The organism is Helicobacter kayseriensis (assembly GCF_021300655.1).
Lineage (GTDB): Bacteria > Campylobacterota > Campylobacteria > Campylobacterales > Helicobacteraceae > Helicobacter_G > Helicobacter_G kayseriensis.
Genome location: NZ_JAJTNB010000003.1, coordinates 131,420 through 153,478, shown reverse-complemented (window position 1 = coordinate 153,478; position 22,059 = coordinate 131,420). Strand labels below are relative to the sequence as shown.

Annotated in this window: 18 protein-coding genes; 7 read left to right on the top strand and 11 right to left on the bottom strand. The window is 38.9% G+C overall.

Annotated features, from left to right (window positions below):
* The 3 genes from murA (at position 1) to LW137_RS04040 (ending at position 4,163) form a co-directional block, all read left to right on the top strand.
* Positions 1–1,266, top strand: coding sequence for a UDP-N-acetylglucosamine 1-carboxyvinyltransferase (murA, locus tag LW137_RS04050; protein ID WP_233033433.1), 1,266 nt, complete (start codon positions 1–3; stop codon positions 1,264–1,266).
* A gap of 68 nt (positions 1,267–1,334) precedes the next feature.
* Positions 1,335–2,114 (top strand): zinc transporter ZupT, encoded by a 780-nt coding sequence (gene zupT, locus LW137_RS04045; RefSeq protein WP_233033431.1) that lies wholly within the window; start codon positions 1,335–1,337, stop codon positions 2,112–2,114.
* A 15-nt stretch (positions 2,115–2,129) separates the two neighbouring features.
* Positions 2,130–4,163, top strand: a complete 2,034-nt coding sequence (locus LW137_RS04040) for a heavy metal translocating P-type ATPase (RefSeq protein WP_233033429.1) — start codon at positions 2,130–2,132, stop codon at positions 4,161–4,163.
* A gap of 70 nt (positions 4,164–4,233) precedes the next feature.
* Here LW137_RS04040 and LW137_RS04035 read toward each other — a convergent pair whose 3' ends face one another.
* The 8 genes from LW137_RS04035 to ppk1 all read right to left on the bottom strand — a co-directional run bounded on the left by LW137_RS04035 (position 4,234) and on the right by ppk1 (position 12,646).
* A complete protein-coding gene (locus LW137_RS04035; RefSeq protein ID WP_233033427.1) occupies positions 4,234–4,890 on the bottom strand; it encodes a YggS family pyridoxal phosphate-dependent enzyme in 657 nt (218 codons plus the stop codon).
* A gap of 3 nt (positions 4,891–4,893) precedes the next feature.
* Positions 4,894–5,949: an RIP metalloprotease RseP gene (rseP, locus tag LW137_RS04030; protein WP_233033425.1), complete on the bottom strand. Its 1,056-nt coding sequence runs from the start codon at positions 5,947–5,949 to the stop codon at positions 4,894–4,896.
* On the bottom strand, positions 5,950–6,495 hold the full coding sequence (gene pgsA / locus LW137_RS04025) for a CDP-diacylglycerol--glycerol-3-phosphate 3-phosphatidyltransferase (RefSeq protein ID WP_233033423.1): 546 nt from the start codon (positions 6,493–6,495) through the stop codon (positions 5,950–5,952).
* A complete protein-coding gene (locus LW137_RS04020) occupies positions 6,495–7,274 on the bottom strand; it encodes an enoyl-ACP reductase (protein ID WP_233033421.1) in 780 nt (259 codons plus the stop codon). Before LW137_RS04020 ends, pgsA begins: the two co-directional genes overlap by 1 nt.
* Positions 7,271–8,152, bottom strand: coding sequence for a 4-hydroxy-tetrahydrodipicolinate synthase (dapA, locus tag LW137_RS04015; RefSeq protein ID WP_233033420.1), 882 nt, complete (start codon positions 8,150–8,152; stop codon positions 7,271–7,273). The genes LW137_RS04020 and dapA overlap by 4 nt, the downstream gene beginning before the upstream one ends.
* Before the next feature lies 1 nt (position 8,153).
* Positions 8,154–9,413, bottom strand: a complete 1,260-nt coding sequence (locus LW137_RS04010; RefSeq protein ID WP_233033506.1) for a M16 family metallopeptidase — start codon at positions 9,411–9,413, stop codon at positions 8,154–8,156.
* A 149-nt stretch (positions 9,414–9,562) separates the two neighbouring features.
* On the bottom strand, positions 9,563–10,609 hold the full coding sequence (gene pyrD, locus LW137_RS04005; protein WP_233033417.1) for a dihydroorotate dehydrogenase (quinone): 1,047 nt from the start codon (positions 10,607–10,609) through the stop codon (positions 9,563–9,565).
* Positions 10,610–10,642: 33 nt separating this feature from the next.
* Positions 10,643–12,646 (bottom strand): polyphosphate kinase 1, encoded by a 2,004-nt coding sequence (gene ppk1, locus LW137_RS04000; protein ID WP_233033416.1) that lies wholly within the window; start codon positions 12,644–12,646, stop codon positions 10,643–10,645.
* 162 nt (positions 12,647–12,808) lie between these two features.
* On the opposite strand from ppk1, the gene LW137_RS03995 reads away from it, so the two are divergent.
* From LW137_RS03995 to LW137_RS03985, 3 genes are all read left to right on the top strand, one after another.
* Complete coding sequence (locus LW137_RS03995) at positions 12,809–13,402, top strand: hypothetical protein (RefSeq protein WP_233033415.1); 594 nt, start codon at positions 12,809–12,811, stop codon at positions 13,400–13,402.
* An 81-nt stretch (positions 13,403–13,483) separates the two neighbouring features.
* Positions 13,484–15,298, top strand: a complete 1,815-nt coding sequence (locus tag LW137_RS03990; RefSeq protein WP_233033414.1) for a menaquinone biosynthesis decarboxylase — start codon at positions 13,484–13,486, stop codon at positions 15,296–15,298.
* A gap of 197 nt (positions 15,299–15,495) precedes the next feature.
* Positions 15,496–16,425 carry a ribose-phosphate pyrophosphokinase gene (locus LW137_RS03985; RefSeq protein WP_233033413.1) on the top strand — a complete coding sequence of 310 codons (930 nt, stop codon included), beginning with the start codon at positions 15,496–15,498 and terminating at the stop codon, positions 16,423–16,425.
* 35 nt (positions 16,426–16,460) lie between these two features.
* On the opposite strand, the gene rimO is transcribed toward LW137_RS03985, so the two are convergent.
* The 3 genes from rimO to LW137_RS03970 are packed head-to-tail and all read right to left on the bottom strand — an operon-like array spanning position 16,461 to position 19,298.
* Positions 16,461–17,792: a 30S ribosomal protein S12 methylthiotransferase RimO gene (rimO, locus tag LW137_RS03980; RefSeq protein WP_346344789.1), complete on the bottom strand. Its 1,332-nt coding sequence runs from the start codon at positions 17,790–17,792 to the stop codon at positions 16,461–16,463.
* Positions 17,785–18,609 carry an enoyl-ACP reductase FabI gene (fabI, locus tag LW137_RS03975; protein ID WP_233033412.1) on the bottom strand — a complete coding sequence of 275 codons (825 nt, stop codon included), beginning with the start codon at positions 18,607–18,609 and terminating at the stop codon, positions 17,785–17,787. The genes rimO and fabI overlap by 8 nt, the downstream gene beginning before the upstream one ends.
* A complete protein-coding gene (locus LW137_RS03970; RefSeq protein ID WP_233033411.1) occupies positions 18,606–19,298 on the bottom strand; it encodes a triose-phosphate isomerase in 693 nt (230 codons plus the stop codon). Before LW137_RS03970 ends, fabI begins: the two co-directional genes overlap by 4 nt.
* 59 nt (positions 19,299–19,357) lie before the next feature.
* Between LW137_RS03970 and polA the strand changes: the two genes are divergently transcribed.
* On the top strand, positions 19,358–22,051 hold the full coding sequence (gene polA / locus LW137_RS03965) for a DNA polymerase I (protein ID WP_233033409.1): 2,694 nt from the start codon (positions 19,358–19,360) through the stop codon (positions 22,049–22,051).
* The last annotated feature ends 8 nt before the right edge of the window (positions 22,052–22,059 follow it).

Sequence of the window (22,059 nt, the reverse complement as noted above, 5' to 3'; positions counted from 1 at the left end):
ATGGATTTTCTAAAAATTTATCAAACCCCCAAGCTTTCTGGACATATTGACATCTCTGGTGCCAAAAACTCAGCCTTACCTATTTTAACAGCCACACTTTTAAGCCAAACTCCCCTAACAATCTCTAACCTTCCTAATGTGGCTGATGTCAATACCCTCCTCAAACTTTTAGAGATTTTGGGTGCAGAATATCAATCCCTAACACCCCATCGCATTACAATCAACACACAACGCGTCAGAGAAACAAAAGCAACCTATGATATCGTCAGAAAGATGCGTGCTTCCATCCTTGTATTGGGACCACTTTTGGCAAGATTTGGACATTGTGAAGTCTCATTGCCTGGAGGATGTGCTATTGGTGCTAGACCTGTGGATTTACACATTAAAGCAATGGAAAAAATGGGCGCAAAGGTTGATATACAAAATGGCTATATTGTTGCTCAAGCTCCACAGGGTCTCAAGGGTGCAACAATTGTATTTGACAAAATCACAGTGACTGGGACAGAAAATGTTCTAATGGCCGCTTCTCTTGCAAAAGGAAAAACTAAAATCATCAACGCTGCAAAAGAGCCAGAAGTGATTCAATTGTGTGAGATTTTGCAAAATGCTGGTGTATCTATTGAGGGAATAGGCACACACGAACTTGAAATTATAGGAAGCGATGGGGAGCTTTTGAAGATGCAAGACATTGCTGTCATTCCTGATCGGATTGAGGCTGGAACTTATCTTTGTGCAGGGGCAATCACCAATTCATCAATCACTCTCAACAAAATCATTCCTCATCACCTAGAAGCCATTACAGATAAACTGCAAGAGATTGGGTTTGGTTTTGAGATCACACACGATTCTCTTACGCTTTTACCTGCACCCAAACGCAAGGCATTTGAAATCACAACAACAGAATATCCTGGTTTTCCCACAGATATGCAAGCCCAATTTATGGCTCTAGCACTTGTGTGCGAGGGAATCTCAAGTATTGAAGAAAAACTATTTGAAAACCGCTTTATGCATGTCAGCGAATTACAAAGAATGGGAGCAAATATTACTCTCAAAGGGCACACGGCCAACATTATTGGAGGAGAAGATCTTAAGGGTGCCGATGTGATGGCGACAGATTTGCGTGCTTCTTCTGCGCTTGTCTTGGCTGGTCTTGTGGCTCAAGGAAGCACTCAAGTGCATCGTATCTATCACCTAGATAGAGGATATGAAAAACTTGAAATCAAACTCCAAAACCTTGGGGCAAAAATTGAACGCCTCAAAGAATAGAGAGCTTTCTTTTTGATTAATTCTTTTTGACTATCCTAAATAATAAAAATTATTATTTGGGAGGCGTTATGATTTTATCTCAATTTTATCAGGCCTTTTTTCTTTCCTTGTTCGCTGGGCTTTCCACTATTATTGGTGCTTTTATTGTGTTTTTTATCAAGCATGATAATCTTAGATTTCTAGGATTTGGTCTTGGATTTTCTGCTGGGGCAATGATTTATATTTCTTTTGTGGAGATTTTGCCTCAAGCCATTCTTGACTTCTCAAAGCTATATCCATCAATGGGGGAAATCTATGCCATTCTTTGCTTCTTTGGCGGAATCTTTGTTTCTGCCTTTATTGATTCAATCATTCCAGAAGAGATCAATCCTCACGAAAAAACAAACTCACTTAAAAGAGTGGGGATTTTTACAGCTATTGTTGTTGGGATTCACAATTTCCCTGAGGGATTTGCGACCTTTGCTTCAAGCTTAGAAAGTCTTTCCTTTGGACTTATGATCGCCATTGCTGTAGCTATTCACAATATTCCTGAAGGGGTTGTTGTTTCTCTGCCTATTTATCACGCCACAAAAAGCAAGAAGAAAGCCATTGTATTTTCTGCACTTTCAGGCATTGCAGAACCCATAGGGGCTATCATTGGAATCATGATTATTTTCCCAATTTTTGGCAAAAGTGCATTAAGCTTTTCATTAGCTTTTGCTGCTGGAATTATGGTATTTATCTCTTTGGATGAACTTCTTCCATCGGCAAGACAATATGGGAAAAGCCATGATAGTCTTTATGGACTTATTTTTGGAATGCTCACGATGGCGATAAGCATCATCCTTCTCAAAAAGGTGGGAATCTAAAAGGAGGAAATGAAAATGAAAAAATATAAAATCATCAATCTTGACTGCCCCAACTGCGCGCAATCTCTTCAAAAAAATTTACAAAAACAAGATTTTATTCAAGATGTGATGATCGATTTTTCTACAAGCACCATTTTTCTAGATACTCAGGATTTGGAGCGTGCCAAAAAACTGATTGGTGAGCTAGAAGAGGGCGTTGAAATCCAAGAGTGGGATCAAGCTCATCAAAGCTCCTCTACTCTTTCTGAGGTGATATTTTTGGGAATATTGCTTGCAAGCTTTGCGCTTAGCTTTTTTATCTCCATACCCATTCTTGCTCAATTTATGCTCTATACCATTTACATTGTTGCAGGCTTTCCTGTTTTCAAGGGTGCTTATAAACGCCTCAAAAACAAACAATTTTTTGATGAAAACTTTTTAATGTTCTTTGCCACAATCGCAGCCTTTTTTATTGGAGCAGATTTTGAAGCTGTAGCAGTGATGCTCTTTTTCCGCATAGGAGAGTTTTTTGAGAATCTAGCCGTCAGAAAAAGTCGCAAAAATATTCAATCCCTCATCGATCTTAGTCCATCTTATGCGTGGAAAAAACAAGAAAATGGGGAGCTTGTCAAAATCTTCCCTAAAGATTTGCAGGTTGGTGATATTGTAGTGGTCAAATCTGGAGAAAAGATTCCAAGTGATGGAATCATCACACAAGGACAAAGCGAATTGGAAGAAAAAATGATCAATGGAGAGCCTCTTCCTCGCTTTTGTAAAGTAGGAGATCATGTATTTGGAGGAAGCATCAATCTCCTTGGTGTTCTAGAAATACAAATCACGACTCCTTATGACAAAAGTGGGATTTCTCAAATCATCTCCCTTATCGATCAAGCAAGTATGCAAAAATCTCAAAGTGAGCGCAGAATCACTGAATTTTCAAAAGTCTATACACCTTGTGTATTTGCCATAGCATTGATGATTGCGATCCTTCCTCCACTTTTTGGATATGGATCATTTCATGATTGGATTTATCGAGCCTTAGTGATTCTTATGGTGAGCTGTCCTTGCGCTCTTGTCTTGAGTGTGCCATTGGGCTATTTTGGAGGAATTGGAGGGGCAAGTAAGCATGGTATTCTCATCAAGGGATCAAACTATTTGGAAGCTCTCAATCAAATTAAATTTATCGCATTTGATAAAACAGGGACACTTACTCAAGGAGAGTTTGAAATAAGTCAAATTGTTTCTTTTGGCAAATATACCCAAGAAGAAATCTTGCGTATTGCAATGTGCGCAGAACATCTATCAAGCCACCCTATCGCAAGATCATTGCAAAAAAGCACACAAAATCTCCCCATCACACATCATCCCATTTCACATGACCAAATAGCAGGAAAGGGCATGAGTGCAAATTGTTGCAATCAAAGAGTTCTTGCAGGCAATAAGGCTTTGTTAGAATCCTTTGGAATTACTCCCCCACAAGAAGAGATTAAGGGGACTGTTATCTATGTTGCACTTCAAGAAGAATGCATTGGATACATTATCCTCAAAGATGCACTCAAAAAAAATGCCAAAGACTGCATCCAAAAACTTCACCATATGGGAATTGAGACAATGATACTGAGTGGAGATCAAACAAGTAGCGTAGAAGAAGTTGCCCAAGAACTTGGAATCAAGAAGGCATATGGAGGATTGTTGCCACAAGAAAAGCTCGAAACTTTTCAAAAATATAGAAAAGAAAAGTCTGCCTTCATAGGAGATGGCATCAATGATGCGCCTGTGCTCTCAAGTGCAGATGTCGGAATCTCAATGGGAATTGGAGGAAGCGATCTAAGCAAAGAAAGCTCTGATGTTGTGCTTGCTAATGATGATTTAAGCAAACTCATCACTGCCTTAAATATCGCCAAAAAAACCAAGACAATCACAATACAAAATATCATTTTTGCATTGGGAGTTAAGGGGATCTTTATTGTGCTTGGAATCTTTGGGTTTGCGGGAATGTGGGAGGCTGTCTTTGGAGATGTAGGCGTGTCGCTTTTGGCCTTAGCCAATGCTTCAAGGATTCTCAAATAAAAGCAGGAGACTTTCCTGCTTTTTATCGCTTTTTAGATCCTGAAACTTCTTTGCCCTACTTTAAGAGGTACTATTCAATCAATGCTGAGCCAATTCTTACAAGATTTGCCCCACAAGCAATCGCTATTTCAAAATCTCCACTCATTCCCATTGAGAGAACTTTGGCATTGGGGAGAGTTTCATAAATTTTTTGTGTGATTTCAAAACTTTTTTGAATCTCTTTTTGATCTTGAGTATGTGCTCCAATACTCATCAATCCTTCCAAAATAAGATTAGGACAACTCTCTTGAATTTGCAAATATATTTCTTTTGCCATTTGAGGATCAACCCCGCTTTTACTCTCCTCTCGTGAAGAGTTGATCTGCAAAAGTGCCTTTTGCACCTTTCCTTCTCGCTCCAATCTCATCTGAAAAGCCTGAGCTGTTCTAAGACTATCGATAGAATGTATCAAGGCGGGCTTGAGCTGAATGAGGGCATTGATTTTATTTTCTTGGATATTGCCTACAAAATGCCACTGGATTGGATATTCATCCAAAAGCTCGCTTTTAGATTTCAAATCCTGGACTTTGTTTTCTCCAAACGCCCTCTGGCCCCCATGATACAATTCAAGAATTTGAGAATCTTGCCAATACTTAGAAATCGCCACAAGCTTAATAACCTGATGCCTAGAATAGGCAATTCTTGCTTTCTCGATACGCGCAATCACTTCTTGCAAATGATGAGCCATCTCTCACTCCTTAAAAATCCGATTGAGATCATTATAAAAACCCAAACACATCAATCCCAGTAAGATCCCCCATCCCAAAAGTGTCAAATAATACATTGCCTTCTCATTCAATGGTCTTCGCATAATGAGCTCATAAAGATTAAAAAGAATATGTCCCCCATCTAAAGCGGGGATAGGGAATAGATTAAGCACTCCAAGATTGATTGAAATCAATGCAACAAGAGCCAAAAATTGTGCGATTCCGTTTTCTTGTGCTTTATTCATCACCTGAACAATGCCAACAACTCCTCCAAGTTCGCTTGTAGGCACCACTCCAACAATTAGCTTTTCAATTCCCTGAATGATCAATGTTCCATTTGCAATCGTCTGCCAAATCCCCAATCTCAAAGCATCAAATACGCCACAATACACATTCCCCATCTCTCCAGATGGAGAGATTCCAATCGCAGGAATCTTCACCTTTTCCCCAAAAGGATTGGTTCTTTCAACTTCAAAAGGAAGGATTCCCACCTCCAAAACCTCCTCTCCTCTTTGAATTTTAAATGTTGCCTTATCTTTAGTTTCTTGAATTATATGGGCCAAATCAAACCAAGTCTTAAGCACATTTCCATTGATTTCCAAAATCCGATCCCCAATAAGAATCCCTGACTGCTCAGCAGGCATATCTTTTTGTAATCCACCAACAATAGGCAAAAGCACCTGATGATTCCCATAAGAAAATCCCACATAAATCAAAAATGCTAAAAAAATATTGAAAAATGGACCTGCAAGTAAAATCAAAATCCGCTGAAAAGGGGTTTTGGAAGTATAGCTATCCAAATCTGCATTCTTACTCAGCGGATCGCTATCATCTTGCCCTTTCATTTTGACATATCCGCCAAGAGGTATCAAAGACAGGGCATATTCTGTATCGCCATATGTTTTTTTAAATAGCTTTTTGCCAAATCCGATGCTAAACACCTCAACTTTGACACCAAACAAACGAGCCACCAAAAAATGACCCAACTCATGAAAAAAAATCAAAAAAGACAATGCAATCAATGCAAAAACAAAATTCATCTAAAGACTCTTAAAATAATTACGCACATAGTTCACCCCAGAGATCAAGGTCAGTGCAACAGCAAACCATAAAAAAAACTGATTCCAAAACTCTGGCAAAATTTGAACAATCAGACAACCAAGTGCCCAATATTGCGCGATGGATTTGATTTTGCCAAATATATCTGCAGAAACATTAACTTGGTTTGCCGCAACAACAACCCTCAATCCCGTGATAAAAAACTCTCGACTTAAAATCAAAAAAACAGCCCAAGGAGAAGCAATCTTTGCGACCAAAAGCGCAATAAAAACGCCCAAAACCAACATCTTATCGGCCAATGGATCAAAGACTTCGCCAAAACGACTTTGCAATGCATATCTTCTTGCAATAAAACCATCAAGAAAATCCGTAAAGGATGCAAACACAAAAACTCCGCAAGCAACCACTCGCATTGTGAAATTTCCCATATCTGCATACAAAATAATTGCCATCACCAAGATGGCCAAAAAGATTCGAAAAATTGTTAGGGCGTTAGGAAGATTTTTCATAAGTTTTTGATCAAACATTATTTAAATGTCGTTCCACCATCGATAATAATCGTTTGTCCAGTCAGCCATCCGCTTTGACTCTCATCACATAAGAAATAACAAGCTCCAGCCAAATCTTCTGGACTACCCATTCTTTTCAATGGCGATTCAGCTTCAACTTTTGCCTTCACTTCAGCATAATCTGGAAATGCTCGCAGGGCATCTGTATCAATAGGCCCCCCACTGACTGCATTGACTCGTATCCCAAATTCCCCCAACTCGGCTGCAGCATACTTCACCATTGTCTCAACAGCATTTTTACTATTACCATGCCCTGCATAATTTGGCATATAGACCAAATTACCTGTTGAACTCAAAGAAACAATCGATCCTCCACCAACTTCCTTCATACGCTTAGTGGCCTCTTGTGCCCCCACAACAAATGCCAAAACTGTAGCTGTATAAATATTATTCAAGCCTTTTGGCTTCAATCGCATAAAAGGAGCAAATCCACCCACAACACTACGACCATAAATGATCGCATTACTCACAAAAAAATCAATTCGATCAAAATCCTTATCGATTTCAGCAAACAATGGCACATATTGCTCAGGCTCCAAAACATTTAGTGGATAAAAACGCGCCTTGATTCCAAAGCGTTCTTCGACATCAGAAGCAATCTTTTGCGCCTCTTCTTCATTTTTGTTGTAAGTAAAAGCAACATTAACACCTTCTTGTGCAAAACGATACAAAATTGCCTTACCAATCCCTCTTGTTGCTCCACTGATAACCAGAGTCTTTCCTTTCATTTTACTCATTGTAACACCTCATATTTTTCTAAGATTTTTTCAAGCATTGTCAAATTTTCTTTTTTCAATGCGACAAGTGGCAAACGAAACTCTAGGGTTTCAATCAACCCAGACAAAAACATTGCTGTTTTAATAGGAACAGGATTTGTCTCACAAAAAAGAGCTTTGTTGATCGCATATAGTTCTTCATTGATCTCTCTTGCTCTTTCAAACTCCCCATCCGTCGCACAATGAGTAAGATCGGAAATCTTATCAGGGAGAAGATTTCCAGTGACTGAAATAACAGCCTTTCCACCGCTTGCTAAAATCGGGTAATTGATAGCATCTTCACCACTTGCTATGATGCTTTTTGGACTTGCAGAGTGCAAAGCAACAATATGTTCCACAAGCCCTGTAGCCTCTTTGATTCCATAAATATTTTCCACTTCTTCAAAAAGCTTTAATGCCGTAGAAACTTCAATATTAACACCCGTTCTACTTGGAACATTATACAACATCATAGGAATCTCAATAGATTTAGCAATCGCCTTATAATGCTCAAAAAGACCTTTCTGTGTGGGCTTATTGTAATAAGGTGTGACACACAAAATCCCATCTGCACCGATCTTTTGAGCAAATTGAGCAAGTTCAATTGCCTCATGCGTAGAATTACTGCCCGCTCCTGCTAGCACCTTCATATGATTTTGTTTGCACACACTAACAGCGATTTCTATGCACTCCATATGCTCTTTATGACTAAGCGTTGCAGATTCTCCAGTTGTTCCCACAGGAACACAAGCATCCATTCCGTATTTTGCCTGTCTTTGTATGATCCTTTCATACGAAAGAGAATCAACTTTTCCATTTTTAAACGGAGTGATTAAAGCGCTCATTGCACCTAAAATCATTTTATTTCCTTAGTATTGCCGAAGTCGATTGAGAATGGACAAAATATTTTTTTGCCACATTGACCAAATCTTCTATTGTCAAGCTTTTCAGATTCTTTTCATATTCCAACAATGGCTTTAAATCCCCTTTTGCCAAATACTCTCCAAACAAAGATGCCACACTTGATGCATCTTCAAGTCGATAAATAAAATTTGCTCTAAGATTTAAAATCACCTTGTCTAAATCTGCTTGCTTAATTTTTCCTTCTTGCAGTTTTTGCAAAATCTTTTGTATTTCTTCTTGCATTTTTTCTGCCTTAACCCCATCATTCCCAGCAGCAATAATCAAAAACACACCCTCATCTCGCAAATCCATTGGATAAGAATAAACCTCTGAAGCAATCTGCTTTTCATCCACTAAAGTCTTATAAAGAAGACTGCTTTTTCCACCACTCAATAATTCACCCAAAACATCTAAAGCAACCTGATCTTTTTGTTTGAAATTAGGAATTTTAAAACCAAGAGCAAAATACTCTATTTGAGAATCCTTTTTGATCTCAATCTCTCTTGGACCATCTTGTTTTGGCTCAATCATATACACTTCAGGAATCTCTTCGCCTGTATTTTGAATAGAGCCAAAGTGCTTTTGCGCTTGATCAAAAACAGTTTGAGGCTGAATATCTCCAGAAACAACGATCACTGCATTCTTGGGTTGATAATACACCTTATGAAAGGCTCGAATATCTTCAATCTTCCAATTTTTAATATCATCCATAAAACCAATAGGTGTCCAATGATAGGGATGATACACATAGGCTGTGTTAAAAAACCGGAAATAAAGATATCCAATGGGAGAATTATCCGTTCTCCATCTTCTCTCCTCGGCCACGACATCACGCTCAGGCTGAAACTCTGCATCATCTAGTTTTAGATTCTGCATCAATTCTGCAAAGAGCTCTAAAGATTTTTCAAGATTTTGTGCGCTTGATTTGACAAAATAACGCGTATAATCAAAGCTTGTTGAAGCATTCGTTACCCCACCAAACTTCTTAACGATCTCATCAAACTCACCTGCTTTGAGATTTTTGGTTGATTTGAAATTTAAATGTTCTAGCATATGTGCTATCCCACTTTTTCCCATCACCTCATTGCGACTTCCAACCTTATAAAAAATATTCGTTTCAATCACACCACTTCCATTAGCGATAGGAATAACATAAACCTCCAAGCCATTATCTAAAACTTTTGAAAAATATTTTGGGAGTAAAGATTTTTCTTCCACTTGCTTTTCCTCTTGTTGAACTTGATTAGAATCTTGTTGCCCCACTTGCTCTTGCTGATTTTGTCCCAAAGAATGAGGCTCCACATCAATAAAAGCATCTTCAGCCACAAGAAACATTCCTGCACACAATAATCCTAAAACGACTTTTTTCATTTCACGTTCACTCCAATTGCTTCTGAAATGTTTTGATAGCCATCTGCTTTCAATAAATTAGCAATCTCTTGATTGATATTCTTACACACACTTGGTCCTTGAAAAATCAATGCCGAATAAATTTCTACAAGAGAAGCACCCATTTTGATTCGATCATAGGCTTCTTCACCATCAAAAATCCCTCCCGATGAAATCAAAGTCGCTTTTCCAAAAAAAGACTTAGCAATCTCATAAAACACTTCACGACTCTTGTTACGCAAGGCTCTACCACTGATTCCTCCAATGTTTTTGGGCGATTGCACAAGAGAATAATCTGTGCTTGTATTTGTCGCTACGATTCCGTTTGCTCCTCCACTTATCGCACTCTCACACACCTTAAGCGTCACATCAATTGCATTATCTGGACATACTTTCAAAAACAAAGGTTTTTGGGTATAGCTTCTTGCCATTGCAAAAAGCTCTCTAACAAAACTCTCATTTTGCAAATCACGCAAATTTGGAGTATTGGGAGATGAAGCATTAAACACATAAGCATCTCCCAAATCTTGAAATGCCTTAAGATTCTCTTCATAATTTTTCAAAGCATTAGGCACTTCTTTATTTTTTCCAAGGCTAATCATTAAGGGCGTTTTATAAGGATAAAGCTTTCTCACTCTTTGTGCAATTTTGCTTGATCCATCATTATTAAACCCCATTGCATTTTGCAAACTTTCTTCTTGAACGAAGCGAAAAACTCGAGGCTTTGGATTCCCGCTCTGTGGGACATAGGTCACACTTCCAATCTCTGCAAATGCAAATCCCATCAAACTAATCCCCTCAATCATCGTCGCATTCTTATCAAATCCTGCAGCCAGTCCCACAGGGTTATAAAAATGCATCCCCTCCACCTCATTTTCCAAACTCAAATCCATATAACAAAACTGACTTGCCATCCAATCGGCAATTAAAGGCAATGGAGCAAAATTTTTCAAGCAAAATTCAACTACACGATGATCAAATTCAGGATCAAATTTAAAAAGAATATTTTTCAGCAATTGATACACAGGAGCCCCTCCAAGATTTTCTATAATTTTAGTTCAAAAACCATTCCAAGCTTCTTTAAAATTTAATTTTTGACATTCTTGCTGAGAATCAAAACCTTCCCCTAAAATTTGTTGATATTCTCCACTGCTTCTCAATTCATATGCTCCCTTCGTATCTTCAAGCTGAAGAGTTAAGAAATTTAGCAAACTCTGAGAAGCCTCTGGATGCTCAATGGGGACCAAAAGCTCAATACGCCTTTGGAGATTTCTTGGCATCATATCTGCACTTGCAAAATACAAACCTCCATGTTTAAAATAATAAATTCTTGCATGCTCCAAATAGCGTCCAACAAGAGATATCACCTTAATGTTTTCTGAAAGACCTGCTATCTCAGGACGCAGTGCACAAATTCCTCTAACAATCAAATAAATTTTTACACCATTTTGAGATGCTTCATAAAGCGCATCAATCACATCAGAATCAACCAAAGCATTCATCTTCATAATAATCTTCCCATTTTCCCCTCTTTGCCTTTCTCCATTGATCAAATCTAAAATTTTAGGCTTGATCTGCATAGGAGCCATAAAAATACTTTGAAGCTGGGTTCTTTTGGCCAATCCAGCCAAAAGTGAATGAAAAAACTTAATTGCATCAGCAACAAGTTCTTCTCTTGAGCTCAATAGACTTATATCTGTATAAACCTTTGCACTCTGCATATTGTAGTTTCCACTTCCTATATGGACATATCCTCTGATTCTATCAATCTCTTTTCTCAAAACCAATGCAATCTTTGCATGCACCTTCAGACCAGCAACCCCATAAATTACATGTGCCCCTGCTTCTTCCAACGCCCTCACCCACTCCAAATTATTCTCTTCATCAAATCTTGCTTTCAATTCAACAAGAACATTGACCTGTTTATGTCCTGCTGCATCAATCAGTGCTTGAACAATCGGAGAATCTTTGCCAACTCGATAAAGCGTCATCTTAATAGACAAAACATTGGGATCACGACTTGCCTGTTGGATAAATCGCACAACCGGATCAAAGCTTTCGTAGGGATGGAAAAGCATCAAATCCTGCTCTTTTAAAACTTCAAAGATTTTTCCCTCCTCATTGAGTACTTGCGGAATCTTTGGGGAAAAATAAGGATGTAATAAATGAGGAAAATGAGGATGAGAAACAATTTGCCACAATGCGCCAAGATCCAAAGGAAGATCATAATGATATGCATCCACCTTGGGCAAATGAGATTGCAAAAACTCAAGCAAACTTTCATCGTGGTTTTTCCCCACCTGAAGACGCACAATCTCCCCTCGTTTTCTTGCCTTAAGCCCCTCACTTAAAAGCTCAATAAAATCATCTGCTTCTTCCTCCTCAATCTCAAAGTCCGCATTTCTTGTGATTCTAAAAGGACACCAATTAAGGATCTTAAAGCCTTCAAACACAAGATTTGCAAACTCCCCAACAATGCTCTCACAAGTCACAAACACACCCTCTCTGATCTCTGCAAATCTTGGGAAAAACCTCGGGATTCTAATCAATGCAAAAGAGACTTCTTGAGGATTTTTAATATTTTGCATTTTGACAATGATCCCAAAACTCAAATTATTAAAATGCGGAAAAGGATGAATAGCATCAATAACAACAGGAACAATGATGGGATAAAGACTGCGATTAAAATATTCTCTTGCCCTTTGCTGATCGCTCTCATCAAGCTCATCATAATCAAGAATAAAAATCCCCTCTTGCATAAGAGCGTTGCGGATAGAAAAATAGCTTTTTTCCAAATCTTCCTTTTGAGATCTTAAAACCTTCTCAATCGCCTTAAGTTGTTGCGCAGGACTCATTCCATCATCTCCCACCTTTGTAATTCCCCGATGGTAAAGTTTTTTTAATCCAGCAACGCGAATCATATAAAACTCATCTAGATTCACCCCATAAATAGCCAAAAATTTAAGCCTCTCAAGAATGGGTAAATCGAGCTTAAAACTTTGATCCAAAATACGCGCATTAAACTTCACCCAAGAAAGCTCGCGATTAAAATATTTTTGCATGACTACCCTTTATCAAGTCGTTTCTTTGAATCAAATCATATATTAAATCGTGGATAGAAGAAAATATTGCCCAACCTAAAATAACAAAACAAAAATCCGATAGAATGTATGTGATTTTTGCTTTGACAAACATCTAAACTTTATTCAAAAGAGGTGAAAATAATGAAAAAGATTATTTTAGCACTGGGACTTACTGCAAGTTCTATCTTTGCAATAGATTTAGGAATCGTATTGATCTCTCCAGAAGTAGGAGCAACTCTAAGTTACAACAAATTTAATGGGACCGCAAGCAGTCGCGAAGAGAATGTTTATTTTGAAAACGATAGTGCATTTGGTGCCGGAGCCTATGCAAGACTTTGGATAGGAGCTGCTGGATTTATGATTGCTCCACATGTCAAATATGACTATCTAGGAAGCAGTTTTAGCTCAAAAACTCAAGGAGACAAAACTGCCAAACAAAATATTCACAACATTCAATATGGAGGCGTTCTTGGATATCGCATCCCCTTTATCAAACTCACTCCCTTTGTTGGAGCAAGTTATTCGACATTCAAAGGAGGATTTATTCAAGATTCCTCCCTTAAAGAAACCTATGCGATCAATTTTGGTGTACGCTGGGAAATTCCTTTTGTGCCATTCTTGGTGCTTGGATTTGAAGGAAGCTGGCAAAAACCCAATGTCAACACCCCATCTTCTACTGCAACAGGACGCGTAGAAATGCTCAATCTTGGTGGAACAATCGGTTTGGCTTTCTAACAAACTGACTTCATATAAAAGGAGGTCTTAAACACCTCCTTTCCTTCTGATAAAATATCTCCAAAACTCCAAGGGCTAGAGATGCAACATTTTATCGATCTTGCAAAAAAACACAAACTACTCAAAGTGATCGACACGCCTTTAGATGTCGAACTTGAAATACCTCATCTTTCCTATATTGAAGTCAAAAAAAGCGATTCTAAAGCATTGCTCTTCACTCAACCCAAACGAGGAGATCGCATTTTTAAAACTCCTGTTTTGACCAATATCTTTGGATCTTTTGATCTTCTTAATCTCATTGTTCAAAAAAATCCAGAAGAGATTGCAACTCAAATCCAAAATCTCCTCAAACTCACCCCGCCCAAAACTTTCTTCCAAAAACTTCGCAAGGCTAAAGAATTATTTGCCCTCAGACATGCTATCCCCAAACTTCTTTCCTCAAAGGGTCAATGCCAAGAAGTCATCCACCTCAAACCCTCACTTTTAGAGCTTCCTGCGCTTAAAACTTGGGATCTTGATGGAGGAGCCTTCATTACAATGGGGCAAGTTTATACGCAAAGCCTTGATGGAGAACTCAAAAATCTAGGGATGTATCGTCTTCAGATTTATGATGAAAAGCGCTTGGGCTTGCATTGGCAGATCCACAAAGATTCTAATCATTTTTTTCATGCATACAAAAAAGCAAAAAAACCCATGCCTGTGAGCATTGCTTTGGGAGGAGATCCTCTCTATACTTGGTGTGGGCAGGCTCCAATGCCCTATGGGGTTTTTGAACTTGCACTTTATGGAATCATCAGAAACCGCAAGCCACGCCTTGTGCAATCCATCACAAATCCTATTTTTATCCCAGAAGATGCGGATTTTGTAATTGAGGGATGGGTGGATCCTCAAAAATTAGAGCTTGAAGGACCCTTTGGGGATCATACAGGATACTATACCCCCATTGAACCATATCCTGTGCTTGAAGTGAGCGCCATCACGCACAAAAGCTCGCCTATTTTTCCTGCTACTGTTGTAGGCAAGCCCCCCCTAGAAGATAAATATATGGGCTATTTAACTGAACAAGTATTTCTCCCAATGCTCAAAATGACAACTCATGGGTTGTTGGATTATCATATGCCCGAAAATGGAGTTTTTCACAATTTGATTCTTGCTCAAATTGCTCCCTCCTACCCAGCCCACTCCCAGCAACTTATGCATGCCTTTTGGGGAATGGGACAAATGAGCTTTGTCAAGCATGCCCTTTTTGTCGGTCCTGAAGCCCCATCATTGTTGGACTATCCTGCAATCACAGAACATATTCTCAATCGTTTTAGCCCTGAGCGATTGCTAATTACAGAAGGGATATGTGATGCCCTTGATCACTCTTCTCCAAGCTATGGTAGAGGAGGAAAATTAGGACTAGATGCAACCGGAGAGCAAATCAAACGCTCAGGACTTAACCCCATTGATGATAAAGAACTCAAACATAAGATTCAAGCCCTACTGCCTCATGTTTTAGATCTCAAACAATACTACACCCACACTCAAGCCCCTATTTGCATCCTCTCCGTTCAAAAAAATCACACACCCATTCTTCCCACTCTTTGCAAACTCTCCCCTCTTTCAGCTCATCTTGGCATTGTGATCGCTATTGATTCTCACAAAAACAATCTCAACAACCCCTATATGCTCATTTGGAGAATCACAAACAATATCGATGCCAAAAGAGATATCTATATAGACAAAGAGGTTGCTTATATTGATGCGACAGATAAGGAGGCTTGCGATGGGCACACAAGAGAATGGCCTCAAGACACAGACTGCTCACCTGTAGTGATTCAAAAACTCCAAGAAGCCAATCTATTAGAGATAGATAAGAGCTTTTTAGAGAAATTTGCGATTCTTCACTCCTAGACTTTCTATGCCCCAACCCACACTCCAATCAATCAGGGTATAAATACCCAGTGATTGATTGCACTACCCCCATACTTTAGTCTTGATAAAATTTTCAATCCAAGAAGATTTGTCTCCTTGAAAAGATAGAAAATCTAGACTTTTTTTTGTTTTTAGAGTAAGTTACATTTTTAGTTTATCACCAAGGAATCAAGACAATGAGAGGTATTAAGATTTTTTCAGGAACTGCTTATCAGGAGTTCAGTGAGGAAGTTGCAAAATTCTTAGATATTCCACTTTCAAGCGCAAGCGTTGGGAAGTTTAGCGATGGAGAAATCAATGTCCAAATTGGAGAATCTGTGCGTGGACAAGATATTTTTATCATCCAGCCCACCTGTGCTCCAACAAATGACAATCTTATGGAGCTCCTAGTCATGATTGATGCATCTAGACGAAGCTCTGCTAATAGCATCAATGCAGTCATTCCTTATTTTGGCTATGCACGACAAGATCGCAAAGCAGCGCCAAGAGTCCCCATTACAGCCAAGCTTGTTGCCAACCTCCTAGAAACAGCTGGGGTTGATCGTATCGTCACAATGGATTTGCATGCAGGACAAATCCAAGGCTTTTTTGATGTGCCCGTAGACAATCTATATGGCTCGATTGTTTTTAGAGACTATATCAAGCAAAAAAATCTCCCCAATCCCATCATCGCTTCTCCAGATATTGGAGGTGTATCTCGAGCAAGATACTTTGCTGATCAGCTTGGGTTTAATCTAGTGATTGTGGACAAAAAACGCGAAAAAGCCAATATTAGTGAGGTTATGAATATAATTGGGGATGTTAATGGCAAAGATGTCATTTTGGTCGATGATATGATTGATACTGCAGGCACTATGTGTAAAGCAGCTGAAGTCCTAAAACAACACGGGGCCAATAGCGTGATGGCTCTAGGAACACACCCTGTACTAAGCGGTCCAGCATTTGAGCGTATTGATTTGAGTGTTTTAGATGAAGTTGTGGTCACAAACACCATCCCTCTTCAAAAAAAATCACCTAAAATCAAGGTTTTAAGCGTTGCCCCTCTTTTTGCAGAAGTGATTCGCAGAATCAATAATGACGAAAGCGTTAATTCTCTTTTTAGTTAGAGATTCAAACAAGGAGGGAGCGATAAGCCCCTCTTTTATTCTTTAGCAAGATTTCCAATCACACTCCCAAAGACGTATCCTTCCTTGACTTGTGTGATTTTTGCCTCATAATATCCTGCTTTTAAACTTTCAACATCATCTAGGGCAATTTCATTAATCAAGATTTCTCCATCAATATTTGGAGCCCAATTCAGTGCTCTTGCACTATAAAAATATTCACTCACTTCACTTTTGTCCTCAACAATCACAGGAAAATTCTCACCTAGCATTGCCTTTTTACGCTTCTTTTGCTGAGCAAGGATAATTTTATTTAATCGCGAAATTCTAGCATTCACCACTTTAGGAGGAATATGCCCCTCCATCTTATGGGCCAATGTTCCCTCTTCGCTTGAATAAGCAAAAACATTCACTGCATCAAAAGCAAACTTCTCCATAAAATGGCACAACTCTTCAAATTCCTCTTCACTTTCTTGGGGATGCCCCACGATCAATGTTGTTCGCACAAAAGATTTTGGCACAGATCGCATTGCCTCCAAAAGCTCAAGATGCCTCTCTTGGCTAGCTCCCCTTTTCATTCTTTTCAACATTGATTGACTAATGTGTTGAATAGGCATATCAAAATAATTTTGCACAATTTTAGAATCTGCAATGGCTTGAATCAGCTCTAGGTCTGTGGTACTTGGATAAAGATACAAAATCCTTGCACTTCTTGCATATCCTTGCTGATCTAGGGCCTCAATCAATTTCTTCAATCCATCTTTTTCTCCCTTATCCCTCAAATAAGAACTACTATCTTGAGCAACAAAAGAGAAATCTTGATAGCCTTGCTTGCTCAGATTCTCAATTTCTTTTAAAACAGAATCAATGCTTCTAGAGTGAAGCTTGCCTTTGAAACTTGGAATTGAGCAAAATGAACAAGCTTGATTGCACCCCTCACTTAGCTTCACATAAGCATGAAGACAAGAGCCCGTAATGACGCGCTGATGGTTTTCATTTGCTAAAAATACTTGGTGCGTTTGCAAGCCTTGTCGCTTATCAATCATCATATCAATCTTGTCATAATCTCCCACTCCGGTGATAATGTCAATTTCGGGCATTTCCTCTAAAAGCTCTTTGTGATACCGCTGACTCAAACATCCGCTTGCGACAAGCAAGGCTCCTTCTTTGCGCCTTGAGCTTGCATCTAAAATCGTATTGATACTTTCTTGCTTGGCAGCTGAAATAAACCCACAAGTATTGACAATAATGACATCGGCCTCACCCACCTCATCAGTCATCTCATAATCTCTCAATCTTCCAAGCATAACCTCACTATCCACAAGATTTTTTGTACACCCCAATGAAATCAAATGAAGTTTTTTACTCACCGGCTTTCTCCCAGCTTAGAATCATCTTTCCATCCTCTTCTTCTGTGGCACATATTCCCATAATGTTATAACCACAATCAACATAATGAACCTCTCCAGTTACACCGCTTGAAAGATCAGAAAGTAGATACATTGCAGATTTTCCCACCTCATCAAGGCCAACATTGCGACGCAAGGGAGCATTGACCTCATTCCACTTCAACATCAATTTAAAATCACCAATACCACTTGCAGCCAAAGTTTTAATAGGCCCAGCAGAAAGTGCATTAACTCTAATTCCCTCTTTTCCCAAATCATAGGCCAAATAACGCACGCTTGCCTCAAGTCCAGCTTTGGCAACACCCATTACATTATAATGCGTCACATACTTCACTGATCCCAGATAACTTAGAGTAAGCACGCTTGCATTGGGATTTAGCAAAGGTTTCATTTCACGCACAAGCTCAATCAAAGAATAAACAGAAATTTCCATAGCTTGCGAAAAAGCTTCTTTGGAAGTCTCTAAAAATTCTCCACTTAAGGCCTCTTTGGAGGCAAATGCTACAGAATGCACAACAAAGTCCAATTTCCCAAAATCTTTGGCTAGATTTTCTCTCAAAGCCACAAAGTGCTCTGGCTTACTCACATCAAGTTCATATACATAAGAAGCGCTTCCCAACTCTTCAGCAATCGGTCTAACCCTTTTCTCAAGCGTTTCATTTAAAAAAGTCAAAGCAATCTCTGCGCCTTGTTCTTTGCATGCCTTTGCAATCCCATAAGCGATAGATTTATTATTGGCAACACCAACGATGAGTCCTTTTTTTCCTTGCATGATCATATTTCTTCTCCTTGTTGAATGATTTGATAAAATCTCTTTAAATCCAAGCTTGCTCCACCCACAAGCACGCCATCTACATATTCCAAATTCATAATATCTTTTGCATTTCCCTCACTCACACTTCCCCCATAAATTACCTTTTTGCATCCAAGCTCCTTAAGGAGTCGATGCGTTTCTTTAATCTCTTCCAAACTTGCACTCACTCCTGTTCCAATCGCCCAAATGGGCTCATATGCAACCACTAAGCGAGAATAATCCAAATCAATCGACTTAAGCTGACTAGCCAAAACATCTAATACCCTTGCATCTCTCCTTGCCTGCAAATCTTCACCGATACAAAAAAACACATTCATACCATACTGAGAAAAAAAATCAAACTTTCTTTTACACAATTCATCATCTTCTTTCAGTATCAGTCGCCTTTCGCTGTGCCCAATCATTAGTGTATTGATTCCAAGCTCTTGAATTTGCTCCAGTCCAATCTCGCCACTATAAGCTCCATTGCAAGCTGGATAAGCATTTTGCACCCCTATAGAAAAATGAGCAAAATCATCATAAGGAAGCGCACACATAGAAGGAAAAACATAGACCTCACTTTTTTGAGCTCCCAACAAAGAATCCAACTCTTTGCAATAAGAAAAAGTCGAGGAACGCGTATGGTTAGTTTTAAAGTTGCCTGCTATAATCATTTTTTACCTCATCTTTGCTTAATCTTTTGAATTTTATCTTAAACATGAAAAGGATTGAAATGCGAACTTTGACAATCATTGATACATTTGGCTTCTTTTTTCGAAGCTACTACGCTCTCCCTCCTTTGCGAAACTCCGAGGGATTTCCGACAGGATTACTCCTTGGTTTTGCCAATCTAATTCACAGCATCTACAAAGAACAAAATAGCGATTATCTTGTCTTTGCACTTGAAGGTAGGGGACAAAATCGACGCAAACTCCTTGATCCAAACTATAAAGCCAATCGAGCCAAAGCTCCAGAAGAGCTGTTATTACAACTTCCCATCGCAATTGAATGGATCGAAAAAATGGGTTTCCAAAATCTCTCTATCAAAAACTATGAAGCTGATGATGTCATTGCCTCTCTTGCTTCATGGGCCTCCAATCAAGGACTGCAGACAAAAATCATTAGCCACGATAAAGACCTCTATCAACTTATCAATGAAACAACATACTTATACGATCCCATCAAAAAAAGAGAAATTCATATCCAAGAATGCATTGAAAAATGGGGTGTTTATCCACAAGACTTTACCAACTTCCAAGCCCTATTGGGAGATTCTAGTGACAATATTTCAGGAATCAAAGGTATCGGAAGCAAAACTGCCCAAAAACTGATCAATCACTATCACACACTTGAAGAGATTTATGCAAATGAAGAACATTTAGAAAGCCAACTTGGCAAACGACTTGCAACACTTATCAAAGAAGGCAAAGAAGACGCCTTTAAAAGCCGAGAGCTTGTTATTTTAGAGAAAAATCTCATTCAAGATTTTTCTCTCACTGCTTTTCCCTCAAAAAATCCCCTACTTGCAATCCTTCCAGAGCTTGAGAAGCACAATTTTGATCGTCTTGTGCTCAAAATAAAACAACAAAGCCCATTTAGCTTTAAAAAGCCACTTGTGCGAAAAAATGGACAAAAAAAAGTCGAGCTTGAAGAGAAAAAATTCACTTTTCAAGCCCACCTAATACAATCATTTGATGAAGCACTATCACTCCTCCAAAACCATCCTCTTCACTCTCGCATCGCTTTTGACTGCGAGACAGATCAGCTAGACACTCAAAATGCTCAGATGGTAGGTTTTAGCTTCTGTCTTGATGGAAAAAATGGATATTATGTGCCACTTTTGCACAATTATCTAGGATCCCCAACACAACTCTCTAAGCAAGAGGCAAAAATTCTTCTAGAAGAGATTTTCAAGCATCCCATCATTGGTCACAACCTCAAATTTGACTACTTAATCACAAAAAATAATTTCAATATCACCCCACAAAATATCATCCTAGATTCGATGATTCTAGCTTGGCTTGATGATAGTAGCTCGCATGTTGGGTTGGATCGCCAAATGTTTAAATGGTTCAATCACAAAATGATTGCGTTTGATGAAGTGGTACAAAAAGGACAAAATTTTGCCCAAGTCCACCTTGAAGAAGCCTCAAAATATGCAAGTGAGGATGCAGTAGCAACATATCAGCTTTATCACTTTTTAGAAGAACGATTCAAAGAAACTCCTCACTTGCTTGATTTGGCATACACCCTAGAATTTCCTCTCTCTATTGTGCTTGCTGAAATGGAAAATCAAGGAATCAAAATCAATCTCCCCTTCTTTGAATCGCTCAAAGACCAACTTTCTCAACTCATCTCAACATGCTCAAGTCAAATCTTTGCTCTTGCTCATGAGGACTTCAATATTAACTCTCCGCAACAACTCTCTGCTATTTTATTTGAAAAACTTGGCCTCAAAGGAGGCAAGCAAATCAAGGGGGGTTATAGCACAGAAGAAAAGGTTCTTGAAAAACTCATCGATGATCACCCCATCATCGCTCACATCTTGCAATATCGTGAAGCCAATAAATTACGCAATACCTATATTGAACCTCTTCTTAAGCTTGCTAATCAAGAGCACAAGATTTTCACCTCATTTCTTCAAACAGGGACAGCCACAGGCAGACTTAGCTCCAAATCTCCAAATCTCCAAAACATCCCCGTAAGAAGCGAAGCGGGAAAAAAAATACGTCAAGGATTTATCGCCCAAGAAGGAAATTTGCTCTTAAGCATTGATTATTCACAAATTGAATTAAGACTTTTGGCTCACTTCAGCCAAGATCCCAGTCTCCTCCAAGCTTTTCAAACCAAGCAAGACATTCATACTCAAACTGCTATCAGCATCTTTGGAGAGAGCGATGATCTCAAGCGCTCCATTGCCAAATCAATCAACTTTGGCTTAATTTATGGAATGGGGGCCAAAAAACTCTCAGAAACACTCAAAATTCCCCTCAAAGATGCCAAGCAATACATCGAAAGCTATTTTGCCTCTTTCCCAACTGTCAAAAATTTCCTTAAAAATCAACAAGAAAACATTCTCTCTCAAGGCTATGCACAAACCCTACTTGGGCATCGCAGATATTTTGACTTTGAAAGCGCAACAGAATTTCAAAAATCAAACTTTTTGCGCGAAGGGATTAATACAATTTTTCAAGGGAGTGCTGCAGACCTCATAAAGCTTGCGATGAATGCAATCTCTGCTCACATCCGCGATACACCCATCAAAATGCTAATCCAAGTCCATGATGAGTTGATTTTTGAGCTTCCACAAGAGGGGGCACAACAACATGCTCAGCAGATCGTGGAGATTATGAACTCTATTTATACTTTAAAAGTTCCCCTAGAGTGCGGATTTGCTTTGGGAGAAAATTGGGCAGAACTTAAGTAGCTCTGCAC